Source organism: Streptomyces sp. NPDC050842 (assembly GCF_044456565.1).
Lineage (GTDB): Bacteria > Actinomycetota > Actinomycetes > Streptomycetales > Streptomycetaceae > Streptomyces.
The window spans coordinates 1,027,949-1,050,198 of sequence record NZ_JBITGA010000001.1; the positions used below are offsets into that span (position 1 = coordinate 1,027,949).

The following is a 22,250-nucleotide window of genomic DNA, read 5'->3' on the forward strand; positions in this document are numbered from 1 at the left end:
GAGGACGCCGGGAAGCCATGTCCGCGCCGCCATCTCGTGTGATGATCTTTTCTTCACATAGGGATCCGTAGGCGATCCCCGGGGGAGAGAACATGGCATACACGGACGCCAACGGCGTCGATCTGTCCGGCGTCACCGGCCGTCTCATCCAGACGGTCGACCTGGTGAAGAGCCCGGCACCGCAGGCCATCGCCACCGACACGGTCAACGGACACGTCTTCGTGCTCCAGGTGGAGAGCTCGGCCACGGTTCCCGAGGGGAACATGTACCTCAACCGCATCGACCGCCTGACCGGCGCGGTGACCGGTTCGATGCAGCTGAAGGGCTTCGGGCACGGCCTCTCGATGGGCGCGGAGCCCGCGGGCACCGACACGTACCTCTGGACCGAGGTCGGTCCGCTGCACGTCACCATGAAGGGCGGCGAGGTCTCGTCCACCTTCGGCAAGGCCGTCACCCGGTTCCTGTTCGAGCCCGGCACCGTTCTCGACGGGAACCTCATACCGCAGGAGCGGAAGTTCACGCCGCCCGGCAGCACCGCGGGCACCGGGCCCTTCCTCGACCCGGTGAACAACCGGCTCTACGTGATGTACCACAAGAGCGGCAAGCGCCACTTCACCCGGTACGACCCGGCCGCGGCCGCCGCGGGCTCCTGGGTCCCGGTGGGCACCACCTTCGTCATGCCGGCCGGTGAGGACGTCACTCCCGACGTGCCGTCGCCCTACCCGCTGCAGCAGACGCTCGTGTCCCAGGGCTTCACCGTGCTCGGGGACGTCCTCTACGCGTACCAGTGGGCCCCGTACGACAAGGCCGCCAACCCGACGACGGTCCCCAGCGAGTTCCCCGGGATCGCGTTCCTCACCTCGTACGACTGGGCCACCGGCGCGCGCCTCGACCGGCAGGTGGTCACCAACGCCGACGGCCTCACCCGGCGCGAGCCCGAGGGCGTCGCGGTGGAGGTCGATCCCGCGACCGCGGAGACCCGGCTGCTGTTCGGCTTCAGCAACACCGTGCCCGGCACCACCGGTTCGCGTGACGTCACCATCGGCTGGTACCCGACGAAGCCCGCGGTCGACGGGATCAAGGTGCTGGCGGACTGGGAGGACCTGACCCTGGAGCCCGGTGTCACCCCCGGAGCCCAGCCCCCGCGCGGACGGCTGATCGCCCTCGCCGGCACCACCTACCTCCAGCTGCGCGGCACCCTCACCTGCACCCCCGGCCTCACCGCGGACAGCAGGATCGCGACCCTGCCGCACCGACTGCGCCCCACCCGCCTGACCCGCCAGAACGTACCCCGCAACAACAACACCGGTCGCTGTGTGTGCCAGATCGAGGCGGACGTACACGGCGCGCTTTGGGCGTACGGCGCCGCCGGCGACAACGCCATCACCTGGATCGACCTCGACGGCGTCTCGGTCGCCTGGCGATGAACGCCCGCCGTCCCGCCCCACCCGCCGAATCCCGCGTACCCATCACACCCGTTCAGGCGTCCGCCCGCCGCACCCGATCCGGAGGATCGAGCATGACCCAGCCCACGACCAGCCGCCGCTCCCTGCTCGCCGCGGCGCTGGCCGCCCCCGCCGTCGCCGTCGGCGCCCCGCTCCTCGCGGCCACCCCGGCCGCCGCCGCGGACCCCGTGGACGGCTGCCAGGTCGTCGTCGACTGGACGGCGATCGCCCTGGAGTCGACCGTGGAGAACGAGGCCGGCGCACCGGCCCAGGCCCGCGTCATCCGCCTCGCGGGCACGGAGTACCTCCAGCTGCGCGGCACCGTCACCTGCGCGTTCACCGCCGACGGCCGCCTCGGGATGCTCCCGGCCACGATCCGCCCGCCCAAGCTGACCCGCGGCGTCTGCCCCCGCAACAACAGCCAGGGCATCAACGCGATCCGCATCGAGGCGAACACGGCCGGCGCCGTCAACGTCTTCGGCCCCCAGGCGACGAACAAGGTGACCTGGATCCAGCTGGACAACTTCTCCTCCGTCCTGCGCTGAGACCGGTACGGAAGGGTCAGGACAGGCCCTCCCGTGGCGAGCTCCCGGTCGCGGCGCCCCACCCGCCCACCACGCCCGGGAGTTCGACGCGGGAGCGGATGCCCAGCCGGGCGAAGACGCTACGGAGGTGATGGTCGACCGTGCGGGGACTCAGCGCGAGGCGGTCGGCCACCTCGCGGTTGGTGGCGCCCTGGGCGACGAGGCGCGCGATGCGCTGCTGCTGGGGGGTCAGCTCCCGCGCCACCGAAGGATCCGCAGCGCCACCGGTGGCGCCACCGGTCGCGCGCAACTCGGACCGGGCGTGCTCGGCCCAGCCCTCCGCCGCCGCCCGCTCGAAGGTGACGAGGGCGTCGCGCAGCGGGCCGCGCGCGTCGCCCGGGCGACGGCGGCGCCTGAGCCACGTGCCGTAGGCGAGGAGGGTGCGGGCGCGCTCGAAGTCGTTGCCACAGCTGTCGTGGCGACGGACGGCCTCACCGAACCAGTACGCCGATTCCTCGTCCTTCGCGAGCAGTGCCCGGCAGCGGGCCAGCTGAGCAGGCGCAGGGCGGTCGATGCCCTGCGCGGCCCAGACCGCGTACTCCTCGGCCGCCGCACGGGCCTCCGCGCTCCGGCCCGACGCGACGGCCGCCTCCACGAAGCAGGGGACGGCCAGCATCCGCAGCGCGAAGTGGCCGCCCCGGGGGCCGGGCCGGACGAGGGGAACGAGTCGTGCGGTGGCCTGCGCGGCCAGCCCCCTGCCCAGTTCGTCCCTGGCGAGCGCCCACTCGGCGAGGGTGGCGGCCTGGACGAGACCGTGGGGGCGCGCCGTCGCGAGGGCGCGCCCGGCATGCTCCCGCACCGCCTTCCCGTCACCCGCCACCGAGGCCACCAGCGCCAGGACGGCGTGCTGGTGCGCGGCCACGTTGTCCTGGCCCGTCACTTCCGCCGCCCGCAGCCCCTCCCGGGCGGTGCGCGCGGCCCGGCTGTACCGGCCGGCCCGGAGTTCGGCGTAGGCGAGGTGCTCCAGCGCCCGGGGCAGGAGGGCGGTACGGTCCTCGGCCCGGGCGCGGGCGAGCGCCCGGGTGTGGACCCTGGCCGCGGCGGTGGTGTCGCCGAGGACCAGCGCGGCCGAACCGGCCCGGAGCAGCAGCCGGGGATCGTCCGCGGCGCCGTCCCGCGCCACCACGCGCGTCAGCGCGGCACGGGCCTCGTCCAGCCGTACGTCGAGGGCCGCGCTCAGCCCGTCGGCGAAGTCCCGCTCCGTACCCCGGACTTCCCTTCCGCCGTGCAGGGCGGCCAGGCACCCGGCGACGTCACCCCCGGCCCAGGCCGCCTCCATCGCGAGGAACCGGGCGTCGGACGCCTCCACGGGTGCCCGCTCCCGCAACAGCTCCGCCGCTTCCAGGAACGCCTCGTGCGCGTCCATGACCGGACCGCCCGCGAGGGCGGCCAGACCGCGTACGAGTTGGGAGCGGCCGCGGGCCAGCGGTGTGAGGGCGCGTACGGCGGCGGGCGGGCCCAGGCGGTCGGCGCGGTGGCCCTCGCTCCGGGCGAGCACCGTGGTCGTGGTCCGGCCCGGTGCCGGGTCGGCTCCCGGCCCCGACCCCGGCCCCGGAGCCGAGGCGAGCAGGGCCCGGCCGAGGAACGAGTCCTCGAAACGGAGCGTGGCGCCGCTCCTGTGCAGCAGCCCGTCCGCGATCAGGCCGTCGAGCGGCTCGACCGAGGTGCGTGCGGCCCGCGCCCCGGCGAGGACGGCGTCGATGCCGATCCCGTCCGTCGGCGCGTCCGGTCCTCCGGATCCCGTGTGGGCCGCCAGGGCCACCACGGCGAGGAGGCGGCGGGAGTCCGCGGGGAGGCGGCCCATGAGGCCTCCGTACACCTCGGCGAGCACGGCGCCGTCGGCCGCCGGCCGCGGCAAGGGCGTGGTTCCCGCGAGGTGGGCGGGGGAGAGGCGCCGTACGGTCGCGGTCAGCACACCCGGGTGCCCAGCAGCCTCGTCGAGCAACCGCCCCTCCACCCACGGGGCCGGGGCCACTGGGCACATGTCGCTCAGGAGGGCCCGGCCACCGGCCGGGGTCAGCCGTCCGAGGCGGACGGTCTCCGCCCCCGGCACATCGGGGAAACGATGGTGCCGGACGGCCGACAGCAGCCAGCCGAGACCTCGACGGTCGGGCTCCTGCCAGGACGCGGTGAGAGCGGCCCGCGAATGGGCGTCCCACAGATGCAGGTCGTCCAGACAGATCAGCACCGAGCGCCGCGATCCGGACCCAGGACCGGTGCCCGTACCACCGGTGCCGGCTACGAGGTCGGCGACGGCCGCACCCAGCCCGTCCCCGACCCGCGCGCGCCGCAGCGCCCTGCGCCCGGCCGACGGGGTGGCGGCCAGGGCGGCGAACAGGGCACGCGCTCCGCTCCACGGGGCGCGATGCCCGGGCGCGGCGATCCGGTACGCCCTGCCGGGGAAGTCGGCGGCTGCCCGGTCGAGCAGCACGGTGCGCCCCTCGCCGGGATCGCCGGTGAGGAACAGGACGCCTCCGGTCCCGGCATCGACACGGGCCACCAGACGGGCCACGGCGGCGAGTTCGGTCGTGCGGTCGTACAGCCGCAGGCCCGGGGCGGCGGCTGGGCTCGCTCCGCTCACGGCGGTCACGTTACCGACCCGTACGTGACGGCGGAAGGCTCCCGGGCCTGGGCGAGGGCCCAGACCCGGGACCACCGTTCTGTGATGGTGCACAGAGTGTCAGGAACCGAGGGGGCAGGTGCCCCGGTACTCGTCGATCGTCAGGCTGGGCCGCGGCAGCGGGCAGAGGAACTGGTCGTAGCGGGTGTCGTTGTCGATGAACCGCTTGAGCCACGACAGGCTGTACTTCGCGATCGTCGTGTTCGAGGAGTTCGGGGTGAAGTGCGTGGCGCCGTTGAGCTCCAGGTACGCCTTGTCGAGCGAACCGGGCAGGCTCTCGTAGAAGGGCTCGGAGTGGGTGGCGACGGGGGCGACCGTGTCGCCGTCCGCGCCGATGACGAGGGTCGGGGTGGTGATCTCAGGCCAGCTCTTGTCCGTGTTCCAGCCGGTGAGCGGAACGGCGGCCTTGAGGGACGGCCGGCTCTTGGCGGCTTCGAGGGTTCCGCCGCCGCCCATGGAGTGCCCCATCACGCCGAGGCGCGTCGCGTCGACGCGGCCTCGTACGGCGCTGCGCTGGGTCAGGTAGTCGAGCGCGGCCAGGAGCTGGCGTCCGCGGCTGTCGGGCTGGTCGAGGGTGGTGAGGGTGTCGATGGTGAAGACGACGAAGCCCTGCGACGCCAGGCGCGGCCCGAGCCAGGCGATGGAGGACTGGAGGGCGGTGAACCCCGGGGAGATCGCGATGGCGCCGAACGTGCCGTCGCTCGTGGACGTCGGGTAGTAGATGGTGCCGCCGCCGAAACCGGTGACGGCGAGGGAGGAGACGCCGGTCTCGGCGACGGAGTACGAGCCGCGCAGCGCCTCGATGCTCGAATTGGTCGGCGCGGGACCGCGCTCGTACGGGTTGGCGGCGGTGGCGCCCGCGGCGGTGTCCGCGGCCTGGACGCCGGGGGCGAAGAGCAGGGTGAGGCAGGTGGCGGCCAGGGCCGCGGCGAAGTGTCGTGTCACGACGGAGTCGTCCTCTCGTGTCGTGGGGCGGCCGCCACCGGGGGAGCGGAGTGGCGGACGCGCCGTGAACTGGCTCGGCCACTGTCGGGTCGTCACGCCCCACGGGCATCGGCAGAATCACCGGCGTTCGCATTCACGGTCCCCACCCCGCTGCCGGGCGCGCCGCCGCTGGACCTCAAGGAAATTGCCGACCCGGACCATCCACGGGTGGTGAGGGGCGCGCAAGCGCCGTGACGGCGTGCGCGTGTGGGCCACCGCCGGCGGAGCGAGACGCTGCTCATCGCCTAGCGCTCCAGCGCCGGTTCGGGTCGTGCGGGGCCGTCACATCGGGAGGGAGCGGAGTCGTACGGGCTCTGTAGGCCAGTACGCGTCGTCGCGCAGGGGCGTCACCATGGTCCGCAGCGGCATGGTCACCACGCGGCTCTCGGGTTGTTCGACGAGTACGTCCTGGTCGAGCGGATGCCACCCGAGGCGCTGGTACAGCGGTACGAGGGGAGGCCGGCAGAACAGGAGCGCATGGTGAGGGCCCATCGTGCGCGCGTGGTCGAGTGCCGCTGCCACGACGAGTCGAGCCAGACCATGACCTCGCATGTCGGGTGCGACGGCCACTCCGCCGACGCCCACCACCTCCGTCTCTGCGGCGCCGATCGCCACGGGCAGCCGTAGCAGGCCGGCGTGGGCCACAAGCCGGTCGCCGCGCCTGACACCGAAGTGCTCTTCCTTGGGCAGCCAGGTCAGGCCGGTCGCGGCAACACCGAAGGGGTCGTCGCCGCCGCCGAGAATCTCGTCCTGGTCCGCTTTCGTGTACCGGGGGAGCCGTACTACGGCCGGTGCTGCAGGGGATGGGTTCTGAGGCATCCCCACATGATGATCTCTCCGCCGCGGAGTGGCCAAGCGCTCGGTGGTTGCTTGTACGCGCCCGCCGTCACTCGCCACCGTCCACCCGCTGATGGCCCGGGCCGACATTGCGGTCGCTCGAACCATTCAACGGCGGATGTGACCCACGTCACATCCCGTACCTGTCAGGAATCGGGGCGCTGTCCCGCTCAAGTCACCGAGAGCCAAGCTAACCGACAGGAGCAACACCATGAAGCACCGCATCGTCGTCCTCGGCGCCGGCTACGCCGGAGCCTACGCGGCCGGGACCCTGGCCCGTCGACTGTCCCCGGAGGGCGCCGAGGTCACCGTGGTCAACGCCGAGCCGGACTTCGTCCAGCGGCTGCGCCTGCACCAGCTCGCGGCCGGCCAGGAGATCGACGCTCCCCCGCTCACCGACGTCTTCGCCGGCACGGGGATACGGTTGCGCCTCGCACGTGTCACGGCCGTCGACCCCGAGCGACGGATCGTCGCCGTGGCCGACGCCGACGGCGGCGGCGAACTCGGTTACGACACGCTTGTCTACGCGCTCGGCAGCCACGGTGACGACCGCGGCGTCCCCGGCGTGGCCGAGCACGCCTTCGACGTCGCCGCCCGGCCCTCCGCGCTGCGCCTGCGTGAGCGTCTGGACAGCCTGGAGAAGCGGGGCGGAGGCGTGAACGTTCTGGTCGTCGGCGACGGGCTGACCGGGATCGAGACCGCCACCGAGATCGCCGAATCCCGGCCCCGTCTGTCGGTGGCGCTGGTCGCCCGCGGAGAGCTGGGCGCCCAGCTCTCCGCCGGAGCCCGCGGCCACCTGCGCCAGGTGTGTGACCGGCTGGGCGTCACCGTCCTGGAGCACACCAGTGTGGAAGCCGTCGAAGCGACGCGGGTGCTGTGCGCCGACGGCACCGCCCTCGCGGCCGACGCGACCGTGTGGACGGCCGGGTTCGCGGTCAGCTCCATCGCCGCGGCCGGCGGGCTCGAGGTCACCGAGAACGGTCGGATCGTGGTCGACCGCACCATGCGGTCGGTCTCGCACCCCGACGTCTACGCCGTCGGCGACAGCGGCTACGTCATCGGCGACAACGGCCGGCCGCTGCCGATGTCCTGCGCCTCGGCCGGCTACACCGGCCGGCAGGCCGTGGACGCGATCATCGGACGCCTGACCGGCGGCAAGATCGCGAACACCAAGCTGGAGTACCCGGGCAACCACATCAGCCTCGGGCGGCAGGACGGCATCCTGCAGATGGTCGACGACGAAGGACAGGCGAAGCCGACGTACATGGGCGGCCGGAAGGCCGCCCGGATCAAGGCGGGCATCGTCAGGATGTCGCTGTGGGCCACCTCGCACCCGACCTTCGGCCTGCCCAAGCGCAAGCACCACCTGGCCGCCGCGCCGAAGACGTCCGCCGTCGAGAAGGCGGTCGCGTAGCCGCCGGGTCACGCTTCACGATCTTGAGCCACTCGGCAAGGAACTCCCTCCTCTCAAGGAGAAGGCATGCCCACTCAGGCCGCGCCCGCAGCCGATACGTCCCCCTCACCCACCCCCTCACCCTGGCCGACCGTCGCCCGGGCAGTCGCCTTGCTCACGGTGAGCATCAGCCTGCTGCTCACCGCCTTCGCCTGGCCGTCGGTACGCTCATCGGTACATGACGTGCCGATCGCCGTCGCCGGGCCCGCCCCCGCCGTCGAGCGGATCACGTCCGTACTCGACCAACGGCTTCCCGACGGCTTCGAGGTCGTCGGGGTCGCCGACACCGCCGCCGCCGAACGGCTGATCCGCGACCGTGAGGTGTACGGGGCGATCGACCTCAGCGCCGGCACCCCCCAGGTCATCACCGCATCCGCCGGAAGCGCCGCCGTGGCCCAGACGCTGGACAGCATCGCGACCGGCCTCGGCCAGACGCGGGGAGCCGGCACCGCGGTCGCCGCCCGCGACCTCGTCCCGCTGCCGGCCGACGACCCACGGGGCGCCGGACTGGCCGCCGGAGCCCTGCCGTTGGTCATGGGCGGCCTGCTCGCCGCCCTGCTGTTGACCAGGCTCGTCCGCGGCGGCGTCCGCCGCGTCACCGGAGCGCTCGCTTTCGCCGTCACCGGCGGACTTGCCGTGGCGGCGATCCTGCAGTTCTGGTTCGGCTCGCTGGACGGCTCGTACGCCGCCAACACCGGGGCCATCGCCCTGACCATCGCGGCCATCGCCCTGACCATCCTCGGTCTCGAGTCGCTGCTCGGGTACGTCGGCTTCGGCCTCGGTGCCGCCACCATGATGCTCATCGGCAACCCCCTGTCGGGCACCGCGACCGCACCCGAGATGCTGCCCGGCTGGTCCGGCATCCTCGGCCAACTGCTGCCGCCCGGGGCCGGTGGCCGGCTGCTGCGCTCCACCGCCTTCTTCGACGGTCACGGCGCCACCCAACCCGCCACCGTCCTGGCGGCGTGGCTCACGCTCGGTACGGTGATGTGCCTGGCCGGCAAACTGCGCCGACGCCCTACCGCCACCGTCGAAGGTTCGGCCGCACAGCCGGCCGCACAGCCGGCCACGCACGCGACGGTCTGACCCTCCTCGCCCACCACTCGGCGCGCAACACCCCACCCCCGCAGGGCGGATGCCCCGAGGCGAGCCTTCAGCCACACCACATAGGGTGGTCCGCATGGACAGCACCGCCATTGATCGCTTCGACACCAGCCGGTTCGAAGCGAGCCGGAACCGACTGGCCTCGCTGGCGTACCGGCTGCTGGGCTCCGCCACCGACGCCGAAGACGCTGTGCAGGACGCGTTCCTGCACTGGCAGGCCGCGGACCGGCAGCGCATCAAGGTGCCGGAAGCGTGGCTGACCAAGGTCGTCACCAACCTGTGCCTGGACCGGCTCCGCTCGGCACAGGCTCGTCGCGAACGCACCGCCGGCGCCTGGATGCCCGAACCGCTCCTCGACGGAGATGTGCTGCTCGGCCCGGCCGACACGTTCGAGCAGCGTGAATCGGTCTCCCTGGCCCTGCTGACGCTCATGGAGCGGCTGTCCCCCCTCGAGCGGGCCGTCTACGTCCTGCGCGAAGCGTTCTCCTACGGTCATGCCGAGATCGCCGAGATCCTCGACATCGCTGAGTCGGCAAGCCAGCAGCACCTGCACCGGGCCCGGCGCCGCATCACCGCCGCACGCCGCGGCGACAGCGAAGTCGACCCGGCATCCGCCCGCAGGATCGTCGAGGAGTTCCTCGCCGCCGCCGCCTCGGGGCGCACCGAGCGGCTGGTGGCGCTGCTCACCGACGACGCGACCGCGATCTCGGACGGCGCAGGCGGCACGGCCGAGAAGCTGCTGCGGTTCGACACTCCGCAGCGCATCGCCGCTGTCGTACGGGCCGGCTTCAAGCCCACAGCGGCGAAGCGGCGACTGGCCGGCGGCACACCGGCCATCCACTACGCGGTCGTCAACGGCGCCCCCGCCCTCCTGTTCGTCCTCGTCGACCAGGTCATCGGCGCCGTGACGTTCGACATCGCGGGCGGCAGGATCGCGACCGTGCGCGGCATCGCCGCCCCCGCCCGCCTCGTCCGCCTCACCGAAGCCTGGCGGGAGCACGGACCGGACACGCCGCTCGTCGCCCAGTGGTGACCCGCCGTCGACGACGGCCGGGAGCGACGGCACCCGGCGCTGCGAATCAATAGGCCGGGTTCGCGACATCGACCGCGATCGTCCGCATTCGCTACGAAGGACGGTCCGGTCCGGTGCGTGACCGGTCCGGACCGTCCTTCCTCAAGCGGCTGCGGCTGCGGCTGTGCCTGCGACTGCTACGCGGCCGGTACCGAGTCCTCGAGGGTCGTGCCCGCCGATCGGTACGCGCCCACCTTGGCGGCCACCTGCGCCGGGGTCAGGACCTGGTCCTTGACGTGCAGGACGTAGTCGACCTTCTGGTCGTAGGCACGCGGTGTCGTCGAGGTCTGGCCGGCCAGGTCGATCAGCCACTGGTTGAAGTTGATGGACATGGGCCGCTCGGGCAGGTAGCGGGCGTCGTGGCGGCCGAACTCCTGGCCGTCGACGTAGTAGACGATCGCGTTGTCGTCGATCGTCATGACGAGGTCGTGCCAGCCGGCGTAGCTCGCCCGGACCTCCGAGTGCTGGTTGACCGCCTCCCACGGGTCGGGCCGGTACGTCTCCCACGACGTGGTGTAGAGGATGTTGGCGGGCTCGCCCCAGCCGCCGTTGGGCAGGTACTCGAAGTCGTACTCGGCGTAGTCGTCGGCCATCGGGGCCTTGAGGTCGTTGATCGTGAAGAAGGTCTGGACGACGCGGTCGCCGTCCGGGCCGGACAGCGGTGCGTCGGAGAAGCGCACGCGCGCCGCGTAGGTGCCGTTCCGGAACTTCGAGGCCCGGGTGAGGATCTCGGTGTGCTTGGTGGATTCGCCCGTCCCGGCCGTCGAACTCCGCAGGTTCATCAGGGAGTTCGTGCCCTCCTTGGCGAAAGTGACGTTCTCGGGGGCCCAGGTGGCGCCGGGCACTCCGGGGCCGCCGGAGTTGGACCGTACGCTCCAGCCGTGGGCCGCGATCGCCGGGTCGGTGTGGCCGGTGTAGTCGAAGTCGTCGAAGAGCGCTGCCCCGGCGGGAGGGGGAGTCGTCGGGTCGGTGGGTGTGGGCGTCGGGGTGGGGTGGTTGCCCTCGGGGGCCGTGCCCCAGACCGGGACGCCGCCGACCGTCGCGGTGACCGTCGACCAGTTGGCGTACGTCGTCTGGTTCGGACCGAAGGAGTAGTCGTCGTTCTGGTTCAGCGGCTGCCAGTTGGAGCGGTGGAAGCGCAGCTGCATGTCGCCGGTGTCCGCGCCGGGGGCGAGCGAGCCGGCGCCGGCGGTGAAGCCGACCTCCAGATACCGGTCGGCGGTCGCGGTGGGGGCGGCCAGGGTCCCGAAGGTGCCGGTGAGGTTCGCGCAGCCCTTCACCGCCCAGGAGCAGGCGTACGTGTACGAGGCCCCCGCGTCGGCCTTGAAGTAGTACCGCACCTTGACCTGGCTCAACGGGACGCTCGACGTACCCGTGTTGACGACCTTGAGCCAGGGTTCGACCTGGTCGCCGCCGGTGGCGCTCTGCCGGTACTGGACGGTGACGGCCTCACCCGCCGCGGCCGCCGGGAGCGCGGTCAGCGCGGTGGCGCCGAGCCCGGTCACCGCGGCGACGGCGAGCGCGGCACGGATCCGCAGGCGGCCCTTGGTCTTCGTGGGGTCGTTCATGGTGGTGGTTCCTCTCCTCAGGTGGGGACGGACGTGGGTGAGAGACGGCGCGGCACCCCGAGGGCGTCGAGCCGGGTCCTGTGGTGGCGGAGGCGTTCCTGGAAGCCGGGCCAGTCGTGGCGGCCGGTCCAGACGACCTCGGCGAGGGCGCAGAGCCGGGGGAACGTCAGGTACTCGGCGTGCGCCGCGGTGGGCACGTACTCGGTCCACAGCTGGACCTGGGAGCCGAGCACCCGCGCAGACTCCTCGGGGCTCCACTCCGCCGGCGCCGGGTCGTTGCCGTGGACCGTGCGGAGGTCGACGACCTCCCCGGCCTGGCCCGGCGGCTCGGTCGGGCTCGTGGACTGGGGGTAGTCGAGGTACGTCGTGCGGTGGGGAGCCATGACGACGCGGTGTCCGCGCCGGACGGCGACACGGCCGTGGTCGGAGTCGCGCCAGGGCATGACGGTGAAGTACGGCGGGAGGTCGGCGCCGTTCTCGGTCCAGCTCAGCGGCTGCCGCCCCGCGTCGAGGAGGTGCCGGCCGATCCGCTCCATGAACCAGCCGTGCAGGGCGTCGGGACCAGGGAGGCCCTCCTCGGCGGCCCGCCGGCGCGCGGCCGGCGAGGTGTGCCACTCGGTGGTGGGGCACTCCTCGCCGCCGATGTGGACGTACGAGGAAGGGAAGACGTCCATCACCTCGTCCAGGACCGTGCGGCAGAAGTCGAGGGCCTCGTCGTGGACGCCGAGGATCGTGTCGCAGACGCCCCACCGGTCCCAGACGTCATAGGTGCGGCCCGGGTGGTTGCCGACTTCGGGGTAGGCGGCGAGGGCGGCGCGGACGTGGCCTGGCATCTCGATCTCGGGCACGACGGTGACGCCGCGCTCCGCCGCGTAGGCGACGAGCTCGGTGAGTTCGGCGCGGGTGTAGGCGCCACCGTGCGGCACGCCGCCGATCTCGGTGAGTCGCGGGAGGGCGGCGACCGGCATGCGCCAGCCCTGGTCGTCGGTCAGGTGGAGGTGGAGGACGTTGAGCTTGTGGAGGGCGAGCAGGTCGACGTACCGGCGCAGGAAGGAGACGGGGCGGAAGCGGCGGGCGACGTCGAGCATCGAGCCGCGCCAGGGGAAGCGCGGGGTGTCGGTGATCTGTACGCAGGGGACGGACCACACGACGCCGGGCGCGGGCTCGCCGCCGAGCGCCTCGACGGGCAGGAGCTGGCGCAGGGTCTGGACTCCGGCGAGGAGCCCTCGGGGGTGGGCGGCCCGCAGCAGGATCGCTTCGGCGCCGACGGTGAGGCCGTACCCCTCCTCGCCGAGCCCGGTGAGGGCGCTGTCGAGGACGAGGACGACGGAGCCGTCCGGGCCGGTGGGCAGCGGAAGGCCGGTGGCCGGCCCGAGCAGGGTGCGGAGCAGTCGGGCGGCGGAGTCGGCGCCGGGCGAGACCTTCAGGGCGGTCGTCGCGTCGAAGGTGAACCGGCCGGGCAGGGCGGAGAGATGGGTGGGTTCGGGGACGAGTCGGGGCAGGGGCATCGAGGTGCGTTATCCCTTCACGGCTCCGCCGGTCATTCCGGCGGCGACCCGGCCCTGCAGGACCAGGAAGAGGACGAGTACGGGCAGGGCGAAGAGGGTGGAGGCGGCCATGGTGGCGCCCCAGTCGGTGCCGAAGACGTTGGAGAAGGACGAGAGCCACACGGGCAGGGTGCGGTCGTCCTGGTTCTTGATGATGAGCATGTTGGCGAAGGCGAACTCGTTCCAGGCGGTGATGAAGCCGAAGAGCGAGGTCGCGAGCAGCCCGGGGGCCAGCAGGGGGAGGGTCACGCGGCGGAAGGCGACGGCGCGCGTGCAGCCGTCGACCTGCGCGGCCTCTTCCAGCTCGGCCGGGACGGCGGCGAGGAAGGAGCGGAGGGTGACGATGGTGAAAGGCAGGGTGATCATGAAGTAGATCAGGCTGAGGGTCGCCAGCCGGTCGAGGAGGTCGGCGTCCCGGGCGATGACGTACATCGGGATCAACAGCGCCTCCCAGGGCGCGACTTGCGCGAGGAAGACCATGAGGATGAAGCCGCGCCGGCCGCGCCAGCGCATCCGGGCGACGGCGAAGGCGGACGCGAGCGCCACCACGAGCGCGAGCAGGACGCACCCGGCGGTCACGAGCAGACTGTTGCGCCAGAAGACCCAGAAGCCGTCCGCGGCAACGGCCTTCCCGAAGTGCTCCAGGGTCACGGACACCGGAAGGAACTGGGGGGTCTCGGACTGGATGTCGGGGGTGGGCCGGAAAGCGGTGAGGAGCATCCAGTACACCGGGAAGACGGCGACGACGAAGACGACTGCCGCCGCCGTGTTCAGGGGGACTCGGCGCAGGGAGCGCGGTGTCACCGGTCGGCCTCCTGTCGGAGCAGTTGGCGGAAGTACGCGATGAGCACGGCCACGAGGAGCAGGACGGTGAGCGTGGAGACGGCCGCCCCGAGGTCGTAGCGGTGCAGGGACTGGGCCACGCGGTAGGCGTAGACGGGCAGGGTGGTCGTCGCCTCGCCGGGACCGCCCTTGGTGACGGCCCAGATCTGGGCGAAGCAGCGGAAGACCCAGATGACTTCGAGACAGAGGACGAGGCCGAAGAGCGGCCGGAGGATGGGGAGTGTGATCGAGCGGAAGATGCGCCAGCCGCCGGCCCCGTCGAGCCGGGCCGACTCGTACAGCTCGGCGGGGACGGTCAGCAGCGCCGAGTGCAGGGTGATCGCGGCGAAGGGGACCGACTGCCAGACCACGAGCAGGACGAGGACGGTGAACGCGGCGGGACCGTCGGCCAGCCAGGAGTACCCCTCGAAGGACTCGAACCCGAGCCGGACGAGGAGCCAGTTGACCACGCCCAGGCGGGAGGCGAAGAGCCACTGGAAGACGGTGGTGGTGGCGATGACGGGGCTGGCCCAGGCGAGGACGAGCCCGCTCGTCACCAGGATCCGCATCCGCCGGCCGAGCTTGCGCATCATGAGGGCGATGAGCGTGCCGATCACCATGATCAGGACGACGTTGACGAACGTCCACCAGAACGTGCGCCGTACGACCTCCCAGAACTCGGGGTCGGTCAGGACGGTCCGGTAGTTCCGGAACCCCACGAAACCGGCGCCGCCGCGGATGAGTTCGCCCATGCCGTACTCCTGGAAGGAGATCAGCAGATTGCGGACGAGGGGGTATCCGAGGAGGAGCGCTCCGCCGAGGACGGTGGGGGCGACGAGGAGGTACGGCCACAGGGCCGAGCCTTGGGGGAGACGGGGGAGACGGGGGAGACGGGGGAGACGGGGGAGGCGAGGCGGGCGCCGGCTCCGGGGGCGCCGCGGGCGGGGAGTCGGTCCTGGTCGGCTCACGAGCCGAGGGTCTTCGTGATGCTCCGGGACGCCGTCGCGGCCGCAGTCGCCGGATCGCCGCCGGTCAGCACGGCGGTCATGTACTGCTTGATCGGGTTGGTGGCCTCGACGGCCGCCCACTGCGGGGAGTTGGGCGTGGCCCGGCCCTGCGCCGCCCCGGCGGCCATCGCGGCCGTGCCCGCGTCGTCCTGGATGACACGGGCGAGAGAGGTGCGGTTGGGGACGTAGCTCATCGTTCTCGCCATGTCCGTCTGCCACTTCTCGCCCGCGAGTGCCGCCACGACCCGGTACGCGGCCTCCGGGTGGGTCGAGGCCTCCGGGACGATGAAGTCGGAGCCTCCGGTGAAGACCGCACCGGGCCGCGCCGCCGTCTTCCCGGGTACGGGGAAGAAGCCGAGCTTGCCCTTGAGCGCGGGGTTGAGCTCCTCGACGATCTTCGCGCCTCCCGGCACCGCGATGATCTGGGCGACGTCGCCCTTGGCGAAGACCTCGGCCTGCGGGGGCTTCGCCTCGTCGGCGTCCTTCGGCCCCTTGCCCAGGGCTTGGAGCCGGCGGTAGAAGTCCATGCCGGCGATGGCCTGCGGGGTGTCGAGCGCGCCCTTCCACGTCGCGCCGTCCTTGACGGCGAGGTCGCCGCCCTCCTCCCAGACGAAGCCGGACAGCGTGAACCAGTTCTGGCCGGGGAGGTAGATGCCCTGGGTCCCGGCCCGGTTCAGCTTCGCGGTGACGGCGAGCCACTCGGCCTGCGTCTTCGGGGGCGTGGCGACGCCCGCCCGGGAGAAGAGGTCCTTGTGGTAGATCACGACGCGACTGGCCGCGTACCAGGGGATGCCGTACTGCTTGCCGTCGACCTTCCCCGGCTCGGCGAGCCCCGGGAGCCAGTCGGCGCCGTTGAGCTCGGTCACCTTGTCGCTGAGATCGCGGACGCCGCCGCTCGCCGCGTACTGCGCCACCTGGGTGTTGCCGACCTCGATGACGTCGGGTGCGTCCTTGCTGGCGAGGGCGGCCGTGACCTTCTCGCCGATGCCGTCCCACTCCTGGATCTGGATGTCGAGGTCGATGTCCTTGTGCTCCGCCTCGAAGCCGGTGCGGAAGCGGGTGAGGAACGAGTCGGTGACGCTGTCCTTCATGATCCAGACGGTCACCTTCTCCGCTCCGCCGGAGGCGGCCGGGCCGCTCGGCCCGCCACAGGCCGTGGCGGCGAACACGACGACCGCCGCGAGGGCGACGGTACGGGGGAGAGTCTGCACGGGCACCTCGATGGGTAGTTGACCAATTGGTCAAGTGGTCAGGTGTGTGAGCAGAAGGTGGCATGGACCATTCGTGCCGTCAATCCCCGGGAAAAGATGTGCTGTTCAGTCGTCGACAGGTCAACAGACCGCGTTAGTATCCGGCTTACCAGTTGACCAGTAGGGGGCCGCGGCATGAAGGACGGCATGGCATGAAGGACGACTCCTCCAGCGGGGTGCTGAAGCGGGAGCGCGTACGGGAACACCTGCTGGGCCTGATCGAAGCCGGCGGCCCCGGCGACCCGATCCCGTCCGAGCGCACCCTCTGCGCAGCCCTCGGCGTATCCCGCCCCACCCTCCGCGCCGCCGTCGACGAACTCGTCGCCACGGGCGCACTGGTACGGGAACACGGCCGCGGCATGTTCGTCGCACCCGCCAAGATCACCCAGCGCCTCGCCCCGGACGACGCGGCCTTCGCCGTCCCCCGGGCCTCCGGCAACTGGTCCAGTGCCGTCCTGGAATCCGCCACCGTCAGGGCGGGCGCCCGCATCGGCCGCAGGCTCCGCCTCTCGCCAGCCGCCGAACTGCTCTACATCGCCCGCCTCCGCCTGGTCGACGGCGCACCCATGGCCATCGAGCACCTACACATCCCGGCGGACCTGGTCGGCGCCGCGCTCACCCCGGAGGAGCTCGAAGCGGGCGACCTCTACGACCACCTGCGGGAGCACCACAGGGTCCACGTCCAGGAGGCCACGCAGTCGATCGAACCCACCGTCGTCAGCGAGGACGAGGCCGCGCTCCTCGACGTCCCCGTCCTCTCGCCCGCCCTGCTGATCGAACGCCTCACCCTCGACACCGCGGGCCGTCCCGTCGAGTACGTCCACTCGGTGTACCGGGGGGACCGCTACCGCATCGTCTCCCGCCTCGACTTCACGCGCGACGGCCTCGTGACCTCCTCCACCGAGGGAGATGCATACTGACGCGCAACCGACCGAACGACGGGGAAGGACCGGGATGGAGCCGCAGCCGCACGGAGGGGGCAGGGCGCAGCCGGAAGTGGCCGGCCGGACAGGGCTCAAGCGCGAGCGCGTCCGGGAACATCTGCTCACCGTCATCGACGCCCGCCGCCCCGGCGACGCCATCCCCTCCGAGCGCACCCTCTGCGCCGCCCTCGGCGTCTCCCGCCCCACCCTGCGGGCCGCCGCCGACGAACTCGTGGCCACGGGCCTGCTGGTGCGGGAGCACGGACGGGGCATGTTCGTCGCGCCGGACAAGATCACCCAGGAGCTGGTCGCCGAGCCCCACGCGGCCGGCGTGCCTCGCAGCCGGGGCAGCTGGACGAGCACGGTGCTCGAACTCCGTACCGTACGAGCCGGCGCGCGGATCGGCCGCAAGCTCACGATCTCCCCGGCGGCGGAACTGGTGCACGTGACCCGCCTCCGGTACGTCGACGGCGACCCGATCGCCCTGGAGCACCTGCACGTCCCGGCCGACCTGGTCCCCGGCCTCACCGTCGCCGACATGGAAGGCGGCTTCTACGCCCACCTGCGCGAGAAGCGCGGCATCCGGACGGCCCACGCGGTCCAGTCCATCGAACCGACGGTGCTGAGCGAGGAGGAGGCGGCCCTGCTCGACGTACCGGTCCTCTCGCCCGCGCTGCTCTTCGACCGGATCACGTCCGACACGGGCGGCAGGCCCGTCGAGTACGTGCGCTCCCTCTACCGGGGCGACCGCTACCGCATCGTCTCCCGGCTCGCCCTCCGCGACGGCGCGGCCGACCACCCGGCGGCGGACGCCGCGCGTGCCGGGGCGTGGTGGGGGACGGTGGAGTGACGGGGTGAGGCACGCGTACGGGGATGCCCCCGCCCCGGCACCCCACCCGCGCGCTCCGGCAGGATGTCACCCATGAGGCCGAGGAGAGAGCGTACGAGGGCGGAACTGGTCGCACTGCTGGACCGGGCCGGCCTGGAGGTCGTGGGGCCGTGGGGCCCGGAGAACGTCCTGACACCCGCGGCCGCCTGGCGTCCCCTCATCTCGTACGAGACCGTGCCGACCGCCACCGTCCGGGACGACCGGCCCGACCTCGTCCCCGCACTCAACGCCCAGTGGCACCGTCTCGCGCGCGAGCACGGAGTCATCGACGAGAAGGGCGAGTTCCTCATCCACAACGGGCACGACGACGCCTGGGTCAGGGTCCGCCTCGCCCCCGCCTGGGACCTCGCGGGCGTCCTCGGCGACCGTCCCGGACAGCCCGAGTTCGTCACCCTCTCGGTGGACGGGGACGCGCTGCTGGGCGTGACCTGCGAGGAGTACGAGGTCTGGCTCGTCGCCGTCACGGGCGTCCGGGAACGACGCGAGGAGGCAGCACGGGCGGCGGCACAGGAATCCCCTGAGCAGCGCGAAGCCGAATGGGAGGGACTGCGCGGCGCCCGACTCAGGCCCACGAAGCGGCTGTGGGCGACGTGGGTGGACTGGCTGGGCTTCAATGACGCCGCGAGCGATGCGGTGCTGATCCGGCTGCTCGACATGGGAGCCGGCTACTTCCTGCACCGCGCGGTCTCCGCCACCGTCGTCGACGCCGCGATCGCCCACCCCGACCGACAGCTCCGTGCCGAGGTCGCCAAGCACCAGCGCACCCTGACCCCGGAGCAGTGGACCGCCCTGGTCCTGGGCGAGGAGAGCCCGGCCAGGCGCGCCCTGCTCGCCGAGACCGCCGCCACGCGCGGGGGCCTGACGGAGGCCGGCGTCGAGGAGGTACGGAGGGCCGCGGGACAGCAGGACGACCGCGGCGACGGGAGCGACGGGAGCGACGGGAGCGACGGGAGTATCGGGAGTATCGGGAGTCAAGGGAGCCACGAGCGTCACGACGGCGACGGCGGCGATACGTGCGACGCCGCCCGCCCGATGGACCTCGCCTCCTACGAGGCCCTCGCCGCGCACGAGGACCCGCACACCCGCCTGGCCCTGGCCGCCGACCCGCTCGCGCACCCCGACGTACTCGCCCTCCTCGCCGCCGACGAGAACGAGGACGTACGGCGGACCCTCGCCGCCCACCCCCGCCTGCCGGCCGACGTCCTCGCCGCGCTCGCGGCGGACGAGAGCGAGGCGGTACGCCGGGCGGCATCCGTCCACCCCGAGCTCTCCGAGGCGCAGCGGGCGGAAAGCCTGGTGGGCCTCGACCTCGACGGCATGCGGCACGACGTGCCCTGGGTACGCGACCTCCACGGCGACCCGGAGGCGATGCGCCGGATCGCCGCCTCCTGCCACCCGCTGCTGCGCTGCACCGTCGCCCGAGCCCGGCACCTCCCGCCGGACGTCGTCGAACGCCTGGCGCGGGACGAGGACAGGGTCGTACGCCTCTTCCTGGCCGAGTCCTGCGACGACGCGCCGGCCGACATGCTCCTGGAGGTCTGGCAGTGGTGGAACGGCAGCTTCAGCGCACCCGGCCGCCCGCGCACCCACCCCAACTTCCCGCGCACCGGCCTGCTCCCGTACGCGACCGACCCGCACCCACGGCTGCGTCAACTGGCCCTGGACGACCCCGAATCCACCCCCGAGCTGGTGGAACGGTTCAGCCGGGACGAGGACGGCGAGGTCCGGCTCCGGGCCGCTACCGACCCCCGGCTCTCGGCGGCCTCGGCGGTCCGGCTGCTCGACGACGGGAGCGCCGCGGTCCGGTGCGCGGCGGCCCGTCATCCCGCGCTGCCCGCCCGGTACGTCGTCCGCGCCCTCCGTGACCGCGAGCTCGGGAGGGAGGCCGTCATGAACCCGGCGCTGCCCGAGTCCGTGATGCACTGGATGATCGACACCGCCCAGGCAGGGCTGAAGGAACCCCGAACATGACCACAGAGAACCCCGGCCCTCGCCCCGGCCCCGACCCTGTTCAGCGGACGCTGACCGAGGACGTACCCGCCCTCGCCGCCTCCACCAGGCAGGCCACGCTGCTCCGCCCCACGGCGGGCGACCCCGGCCCGCGTGACAGCTCCGTCGGCGGCCCGCTGCTGTGGCCGGCGGACGAACCGTGGCCGGTGTGCCGGGCGTCGCACGTCGTGAGCAAGCGGGAGAAGCTGTCGGACCCGGACCGCGAAATCTTGCAGGAGTACGACCGCCGCATGAAGGCCCGCAGGCGGGCGCGGACCCCCGGCGCGTCCGTGATGCCCAAGGAGGAGGACGAGGCCAGGACACGGATCATGGACGGGGCGAACGGCATCGACATGAAGACGTGGGAACGGGTCCGAACGCTCTCGGAGTACCCGGCCGCCCCCACCCCCATGATCCCGGTCCTCCAGCTCCGCGCCCAGGACGTCCCCGGCCTGCCCATGCCGGAGGGCACGGACCTGCTCCAGCTGCTCTGGTGCCCCGACGAGCACCCCGAGCCGCCCGGCCAGCCGCGCTACTGGGGACCGAACGTCGAACTGCGCTACCGGGCCGCGGAGTCGGTCGGCACGGTCGCCTGCCCTCCCCGGCCGGAGCATGCCCAGCACGGCTACGTCCCGCGGCCCTGCGTCCTCGACCCGGTCCCGGTCGTCGACCTGCCCGAGGAGAGCGAGCTCCCGGAAGGCCTCGTGGCCGCGGCGGGCGCGTGGGCCGAGGCCCGGGGCGTTCGCTACGCCCGCCACCTGGCCTGCCTGCCGGGCTGGAAGGCGGGAGGCTGGCCCAGCTGGCACCTCACGGACCTCGTGACGCTCGACTGCTCCTGCGGAGCCAGGATGCGGCTCCTCCTGACGCTGGACAGCGGGCACGACCCGAAGCTCGTCCTGGGCCGCTCCGGCGAACTCCGGGTCTTCGCCTGCCCCGAGGACCTCACCCACCCGTTCCGGCTGAACATGCAGTAGCCCCCCTGCCCCGGCCTACTGCCGGGACTGGTCGAGCAGGGAGCGTGCGAGGACGAGATGGCGGTGCCCGGGTTCGAGGACGCGCCGCGCGTCGTCGAGGATCTCCGTCAGCTCGACCCGGGCCTCCGCGCCGCGGTCCGGGTGGTGCCACCGACGCCCACGGCGGCCACGTACCTCAGCCAGCCCCTGGTTCCACCGCTGCCACCGTGCTGCCTGCCGTTCGCCCGCATGAACAGTGACACGCTGCCCCCATGGCGTGGCGTGGAATCCCCTGGCGTGAACTCCCATTCCATCCGCGCCACCCCCGATGTCGAGGGGTCCGTAGGCTCCGGTCGTGCTGCGTCCTACTGGTTGAGGATCTGCGTGATGGGCCGGAACTGGGCTCTGTCCTCCGGGGCGACGATGTCGTCGATGTCGGTGAAGTAGAACGACGTCGACGTACCGGCCACGACATCGAGGACGAACCGGCTGCACGACGCCTGATGGGCCTCCCAGAGGGGGCCGCGCCCCTCATTGAGGATGACGGTCCATTCCTCCGGCTCGACGCCGGGCCGGACGAGCCAGTACAGAACGTGTCCGGCGCCTTCCACGTACCCCCAGGGCACCAACCTCACGCCGTCCTGGTCGAGTTCCGACGGCTTCGCCTCGCCCATGGCCCAGAAACCGGCGAGGTCCTCCGCGCGCTCCGCGGTCTGGGCGACCAGGTCGTACATCGCATCGGGGCAGCCCGGTTCCAGGAGCCAGAGCACCTCCCCGAAGACGCCACAGCCGTACCTCTCGACGAGCCGCTTGTAGTCGCCCGGCAGGACGACGCCCAACGCCTCCTCGACGGCGTCCCACTCCACGTCCCTGCCGCTGCCGGGCGGCGGCGGGCAGAGCCGTTCCAGCGGTCCGGTGTGGCGCAGACTCCGGGCGATCCGGATGTCGCTCGGCAGGGCACTGAGCCGAGGCGGGTTCCCGCCGGCGTCCAGCACCACGGCCCGCATGCGGTCGCCGACGGCGGCACCGGGTGTGTCCGACCACCAGGAGGGATGTTTGGCCTGGTCGATGAAGCCCTCGTACCCGTCCACGCGCACGGCGGCCCCGACCGGAGCCACGGCGGTGACGACCACGTCGTACTCATGATGATCAGCAAGCATGACATCCACTCTGCCCCATGCCGAGCTCGGCGTGGGGCCGGGC

The 22,250-nt window shown here is 72.6% G+C and carries 18 protein-coding genes; 9 read left to right on the plus strand and 9 right to left on the minus strand.

Annotated features, from left to right (window positions below):
- Nucleotides 1-92 precede the first annotated feature (92 nt).
- Entirely contained in the window at nt 93-1,427 is a 1,335-nt protein-coding gene (locus ACIBG6_RS04590; protein WP_399221009.1) for a hypothetical protein, read from the plus strand.
- A gap of 92 nt (nt 1,428-1,519) precedes the next feature.
- The gene (locus tag ACIBG6_RS04595; protein ID WP_399221011.1) at nt 1,520-1,990 is read left to right on the plus strand and encodes a hypothetical protein; all 471 of its coding nucleotides are present in this window, start codon (nt 1,520-1,522) and stop codon (nt 1,988-1,990) included.
- A 16-nt stretch (nt 1,991-2,006) separates the two neighbouring features.
- On the opposite strand, the gene ACIBG6_RS04600 is transcribed toward ACIBG6_RS04595, so the two are convergent.
- From ACIBG6_RS04600 to ACIBG6_RS04610, 3 genes are all read right to left on the minus strand, one after another.
- Nucleotides 2,007-4,610 carry a LuxR C-terminal-related transcriptional regulator gene (locus tag ACIBG6_RS04600; protein ID WP_399221012.1) on the minus strand — a complete coding sequence of 868 codons (2,604 nt, stop codon included), beginning with the start codon at nt 4,608-4,610 and terminating at the stop codon, nt 2,007-2,009.
- A 99-nt stretch (nt 4,611-4,709) separates the two neighbouring features.
- Nucleotides 4,710-5,594: an alpha/beta hydrolase family protein gene (locus ACIBG6_RS04605; protein ID WP_399221013.1), complete on the minus strand. Its 885-nt coding sequence runs from the start codon at nt 5,592-5,594 to the stop codon at nt 4,710-4,712.
- Nucleotides 5,595-5,915: 321 nt separating this feature from the next.
- Nucleotides 5,916-6,452 (minus strand): GNAT family N-acetyltransferase, encoded by a 537-nt coding sequence (locus tag ACIBG6_RS04610; RefSeq protein ID WP_399221014.1) that lies wholly within the window; start codon nt 6,450-6,452, stop codon nt 5,916-5,918.
- A 229-nt stretch (nt 6,453-6,681) separates the two neighbouring features.
- Between ACIBG6_RS04610 and ACIBG6_RS04615 the strand changes: the two genes are divergently transcribed.
- The 3 genes from ACIBG6_RS04615 (at nt 6,682) to ACIBG6_RS04625 (ending at nt 10,060) form a co-directional block, all read left to right on the plus strand.
- Nucleotides 6,682-7,884, plus strand: a complete 1,203-nt coding sequence (locus tag ACIBG6_RS04615) for an NAD(P)/FAD-dependent oxidoreductase (RefSeq protein ID WP_399221015.1) — start codon at nt 6,682-6,684, stop codon at nt 7,882-7,884.
- A 66-nt stretch (nt 7,885-7,950) separates the two neighbouring features.
- Nucleotides 7,951-9,009, plus strand: a complete 1,059-nt coding sequence (locus ACIBG6_RS04620; protein WP_399221016.1) for an ABC transporter permease — start codon at nt 7,951-7,953, stop codon at nt 9,007-9,009.
- Nucleotides 9,010-9,103: 94 nt separating this feature from the next.
- The gene (locus ACIBG6_RS04625) at nt 9,104-10,060 is read left to right on the plus strand and encodes a sigma-70 family RNA polymerase sigma factor (RefSeq protein WP_399221017.1); all 957 of its coding nucleotides are present in this window, start codon (nt 9,104-9,106) and stop codon (nt 10,058-10,060) included.
- A gap of 176 nt (nt 10,061-10,236) precedes the next feature.
- Here the strand turns inward: ACIBG6_RS04625 and ACIBG6_RS04630 are convergent, their stop codons facing one another.
- From ACIBG6_RS04630 to ACIBG6_RS04650, 5 genes are read right to left on the minus strand one after another with little or no spacing between them, the layout of a single operon-like run.
- Nucleotides 10,237-11,667, minus strand: coding sequence for a cellulose binding domain-containing protein (locus ACIBG6_RS04630; protein WP_399221018.1), 1,431 nt, complete (start codon nt 11,665-11,667; stop codon nt 10,237-10,239).
- Between the two features lie 17 nt (nt 11,668-11,684).
- Nucleotides 11,685-13,175 carry a beta-N-acetylhexosaminidase gene (locus ACIBG6_RS04635; RefSeq protein WP_399221019.1) on the minus strand — a complete coding sequence of 497 codons (1,491 nt, stop codon included), beginning with the start codon at nt 13,173-13,175 and terminating at the stop codon, nt 11,685-11,687.
- Nucleotides 13,176-13,184: 9 nt separating this feature from the next.
- Complete coding sequence (locus tag ACIBG6_RS04640; protein WP_399221020.1) at nt 13,185-14,018, minus strand: carbohydrate ABC transporter permease; 834 nt, start codon at nt 14,016-14,018, stop codon at nt 13,185-13,187.
- The gene (locus ACIBG6_RS04645; protein ID WP_399221021.1) at nt 14,015-15,004 is read right to left on the minus strand and encodes a carbohydrate ABC transporter permease; all 990 of its coding nucleotides are present in this window, start codon (nt 15,002-15,004) and stop codon (nt 14,015-14,017) included. The genes ACIBG6_RS04640 and ACIBG6_RS04645 overlap by 4 nt, the downstream gene beginning before the upstream one ends.
- Nucleotides 15,001-16,254, minus strand: coding sequence for an extracellular solute-binding protein (locus ACIBG6_RS04650; protein ID WP_399221022.1), 1,254 nt, complete (start codon nt 16,252-16,254; stop codon nt 15,001-15,003). The genes ACIBG6_RS04645 and ACIBG6_RS04650 overlap by 4 nt, the downstream gene beginning before the upstream one ends.
- A gap of 191 nt (nt 16,255-16,445) precedes the next feature.
- Here ACIBG6_RS04650 and ACIBG6_RS04655 point away from each other — a divergent pair, with 191 nt between their 5' ends.
- The 4 genes from ACIBG6_RS04655 (at nt 16,446) to ACIBG6_RS04670 (ending at nt 21,068) form a co-directional block, all read left to right on the plus strand.
- Nucleotides 16,446-17,213, plus strand: coding sequence for a GntR family transcriptional regulator (locus ACIBG6_RS04655; RefSeq protein WP_399221023.1), 768 nt, complete (start codon nt 16,446-16,448; stop codon nt 17,211-17,213).
- Nucleotides 17,214-17,247: 34 nt separating this feature from the next.
- Nucleotides 17,248-18,066 carry a GntR family transcriptional regulator gene (locus ACIBG6_RS04660; RefSeq protein ID WP_399221024.1) on the plus strand — a complete coding sequence of 273 codons (819 nt, stop codon included), beginning with the start codon at nt 17,248-17,250 and terminating at the stop codon, nt 18,064-18,066.
- 72 nt (nt 18,067-18,138) lie between these two features.
- Nucleotides 18,139-20,076, plus strand: coding sequence for a PE-PGRS family protein (locus tag ACIBG6_RS04665; protein WP_399221025.1), 1,938 nt, complete (start codon nt 18,139-18,141; stop codon nt 20,074-20,076).
- Entirely contained in the window at nt 20,073-21,068 is a 996-nt protein-coding gene (locus ACIBG6_RS04670; protein ID WP_399221026.1) for a hypothetical protein, read from the plus strand. Before ACIBG6_RS04665 ends, ACIBG6_RS04670 begins: the two co-directional genes overlap by 4 nt.
- Before the next feature lie 344 nt (nt 21,069-21,412).
- Here the strand turns inward: ACIBG6_RS04670 and ACIBG6_RS04675 are convergent, their stop codons facing one another.
- Nucleotides 21,413-22,207 carry a hypothetical protein gene (locus ACIBG6_RS04675; RefSeq protein WP_399221028.1) on the minus strand — a complete coding sequence of 265 codons (795 nt, stop codon included), beginning with the start codon at nt 22,205-22,207 and terminating at the stop codon, nt 21,413-21,415.
- Nucleotides 22,208-22,250: the final 43 nt, after the last annotated feature.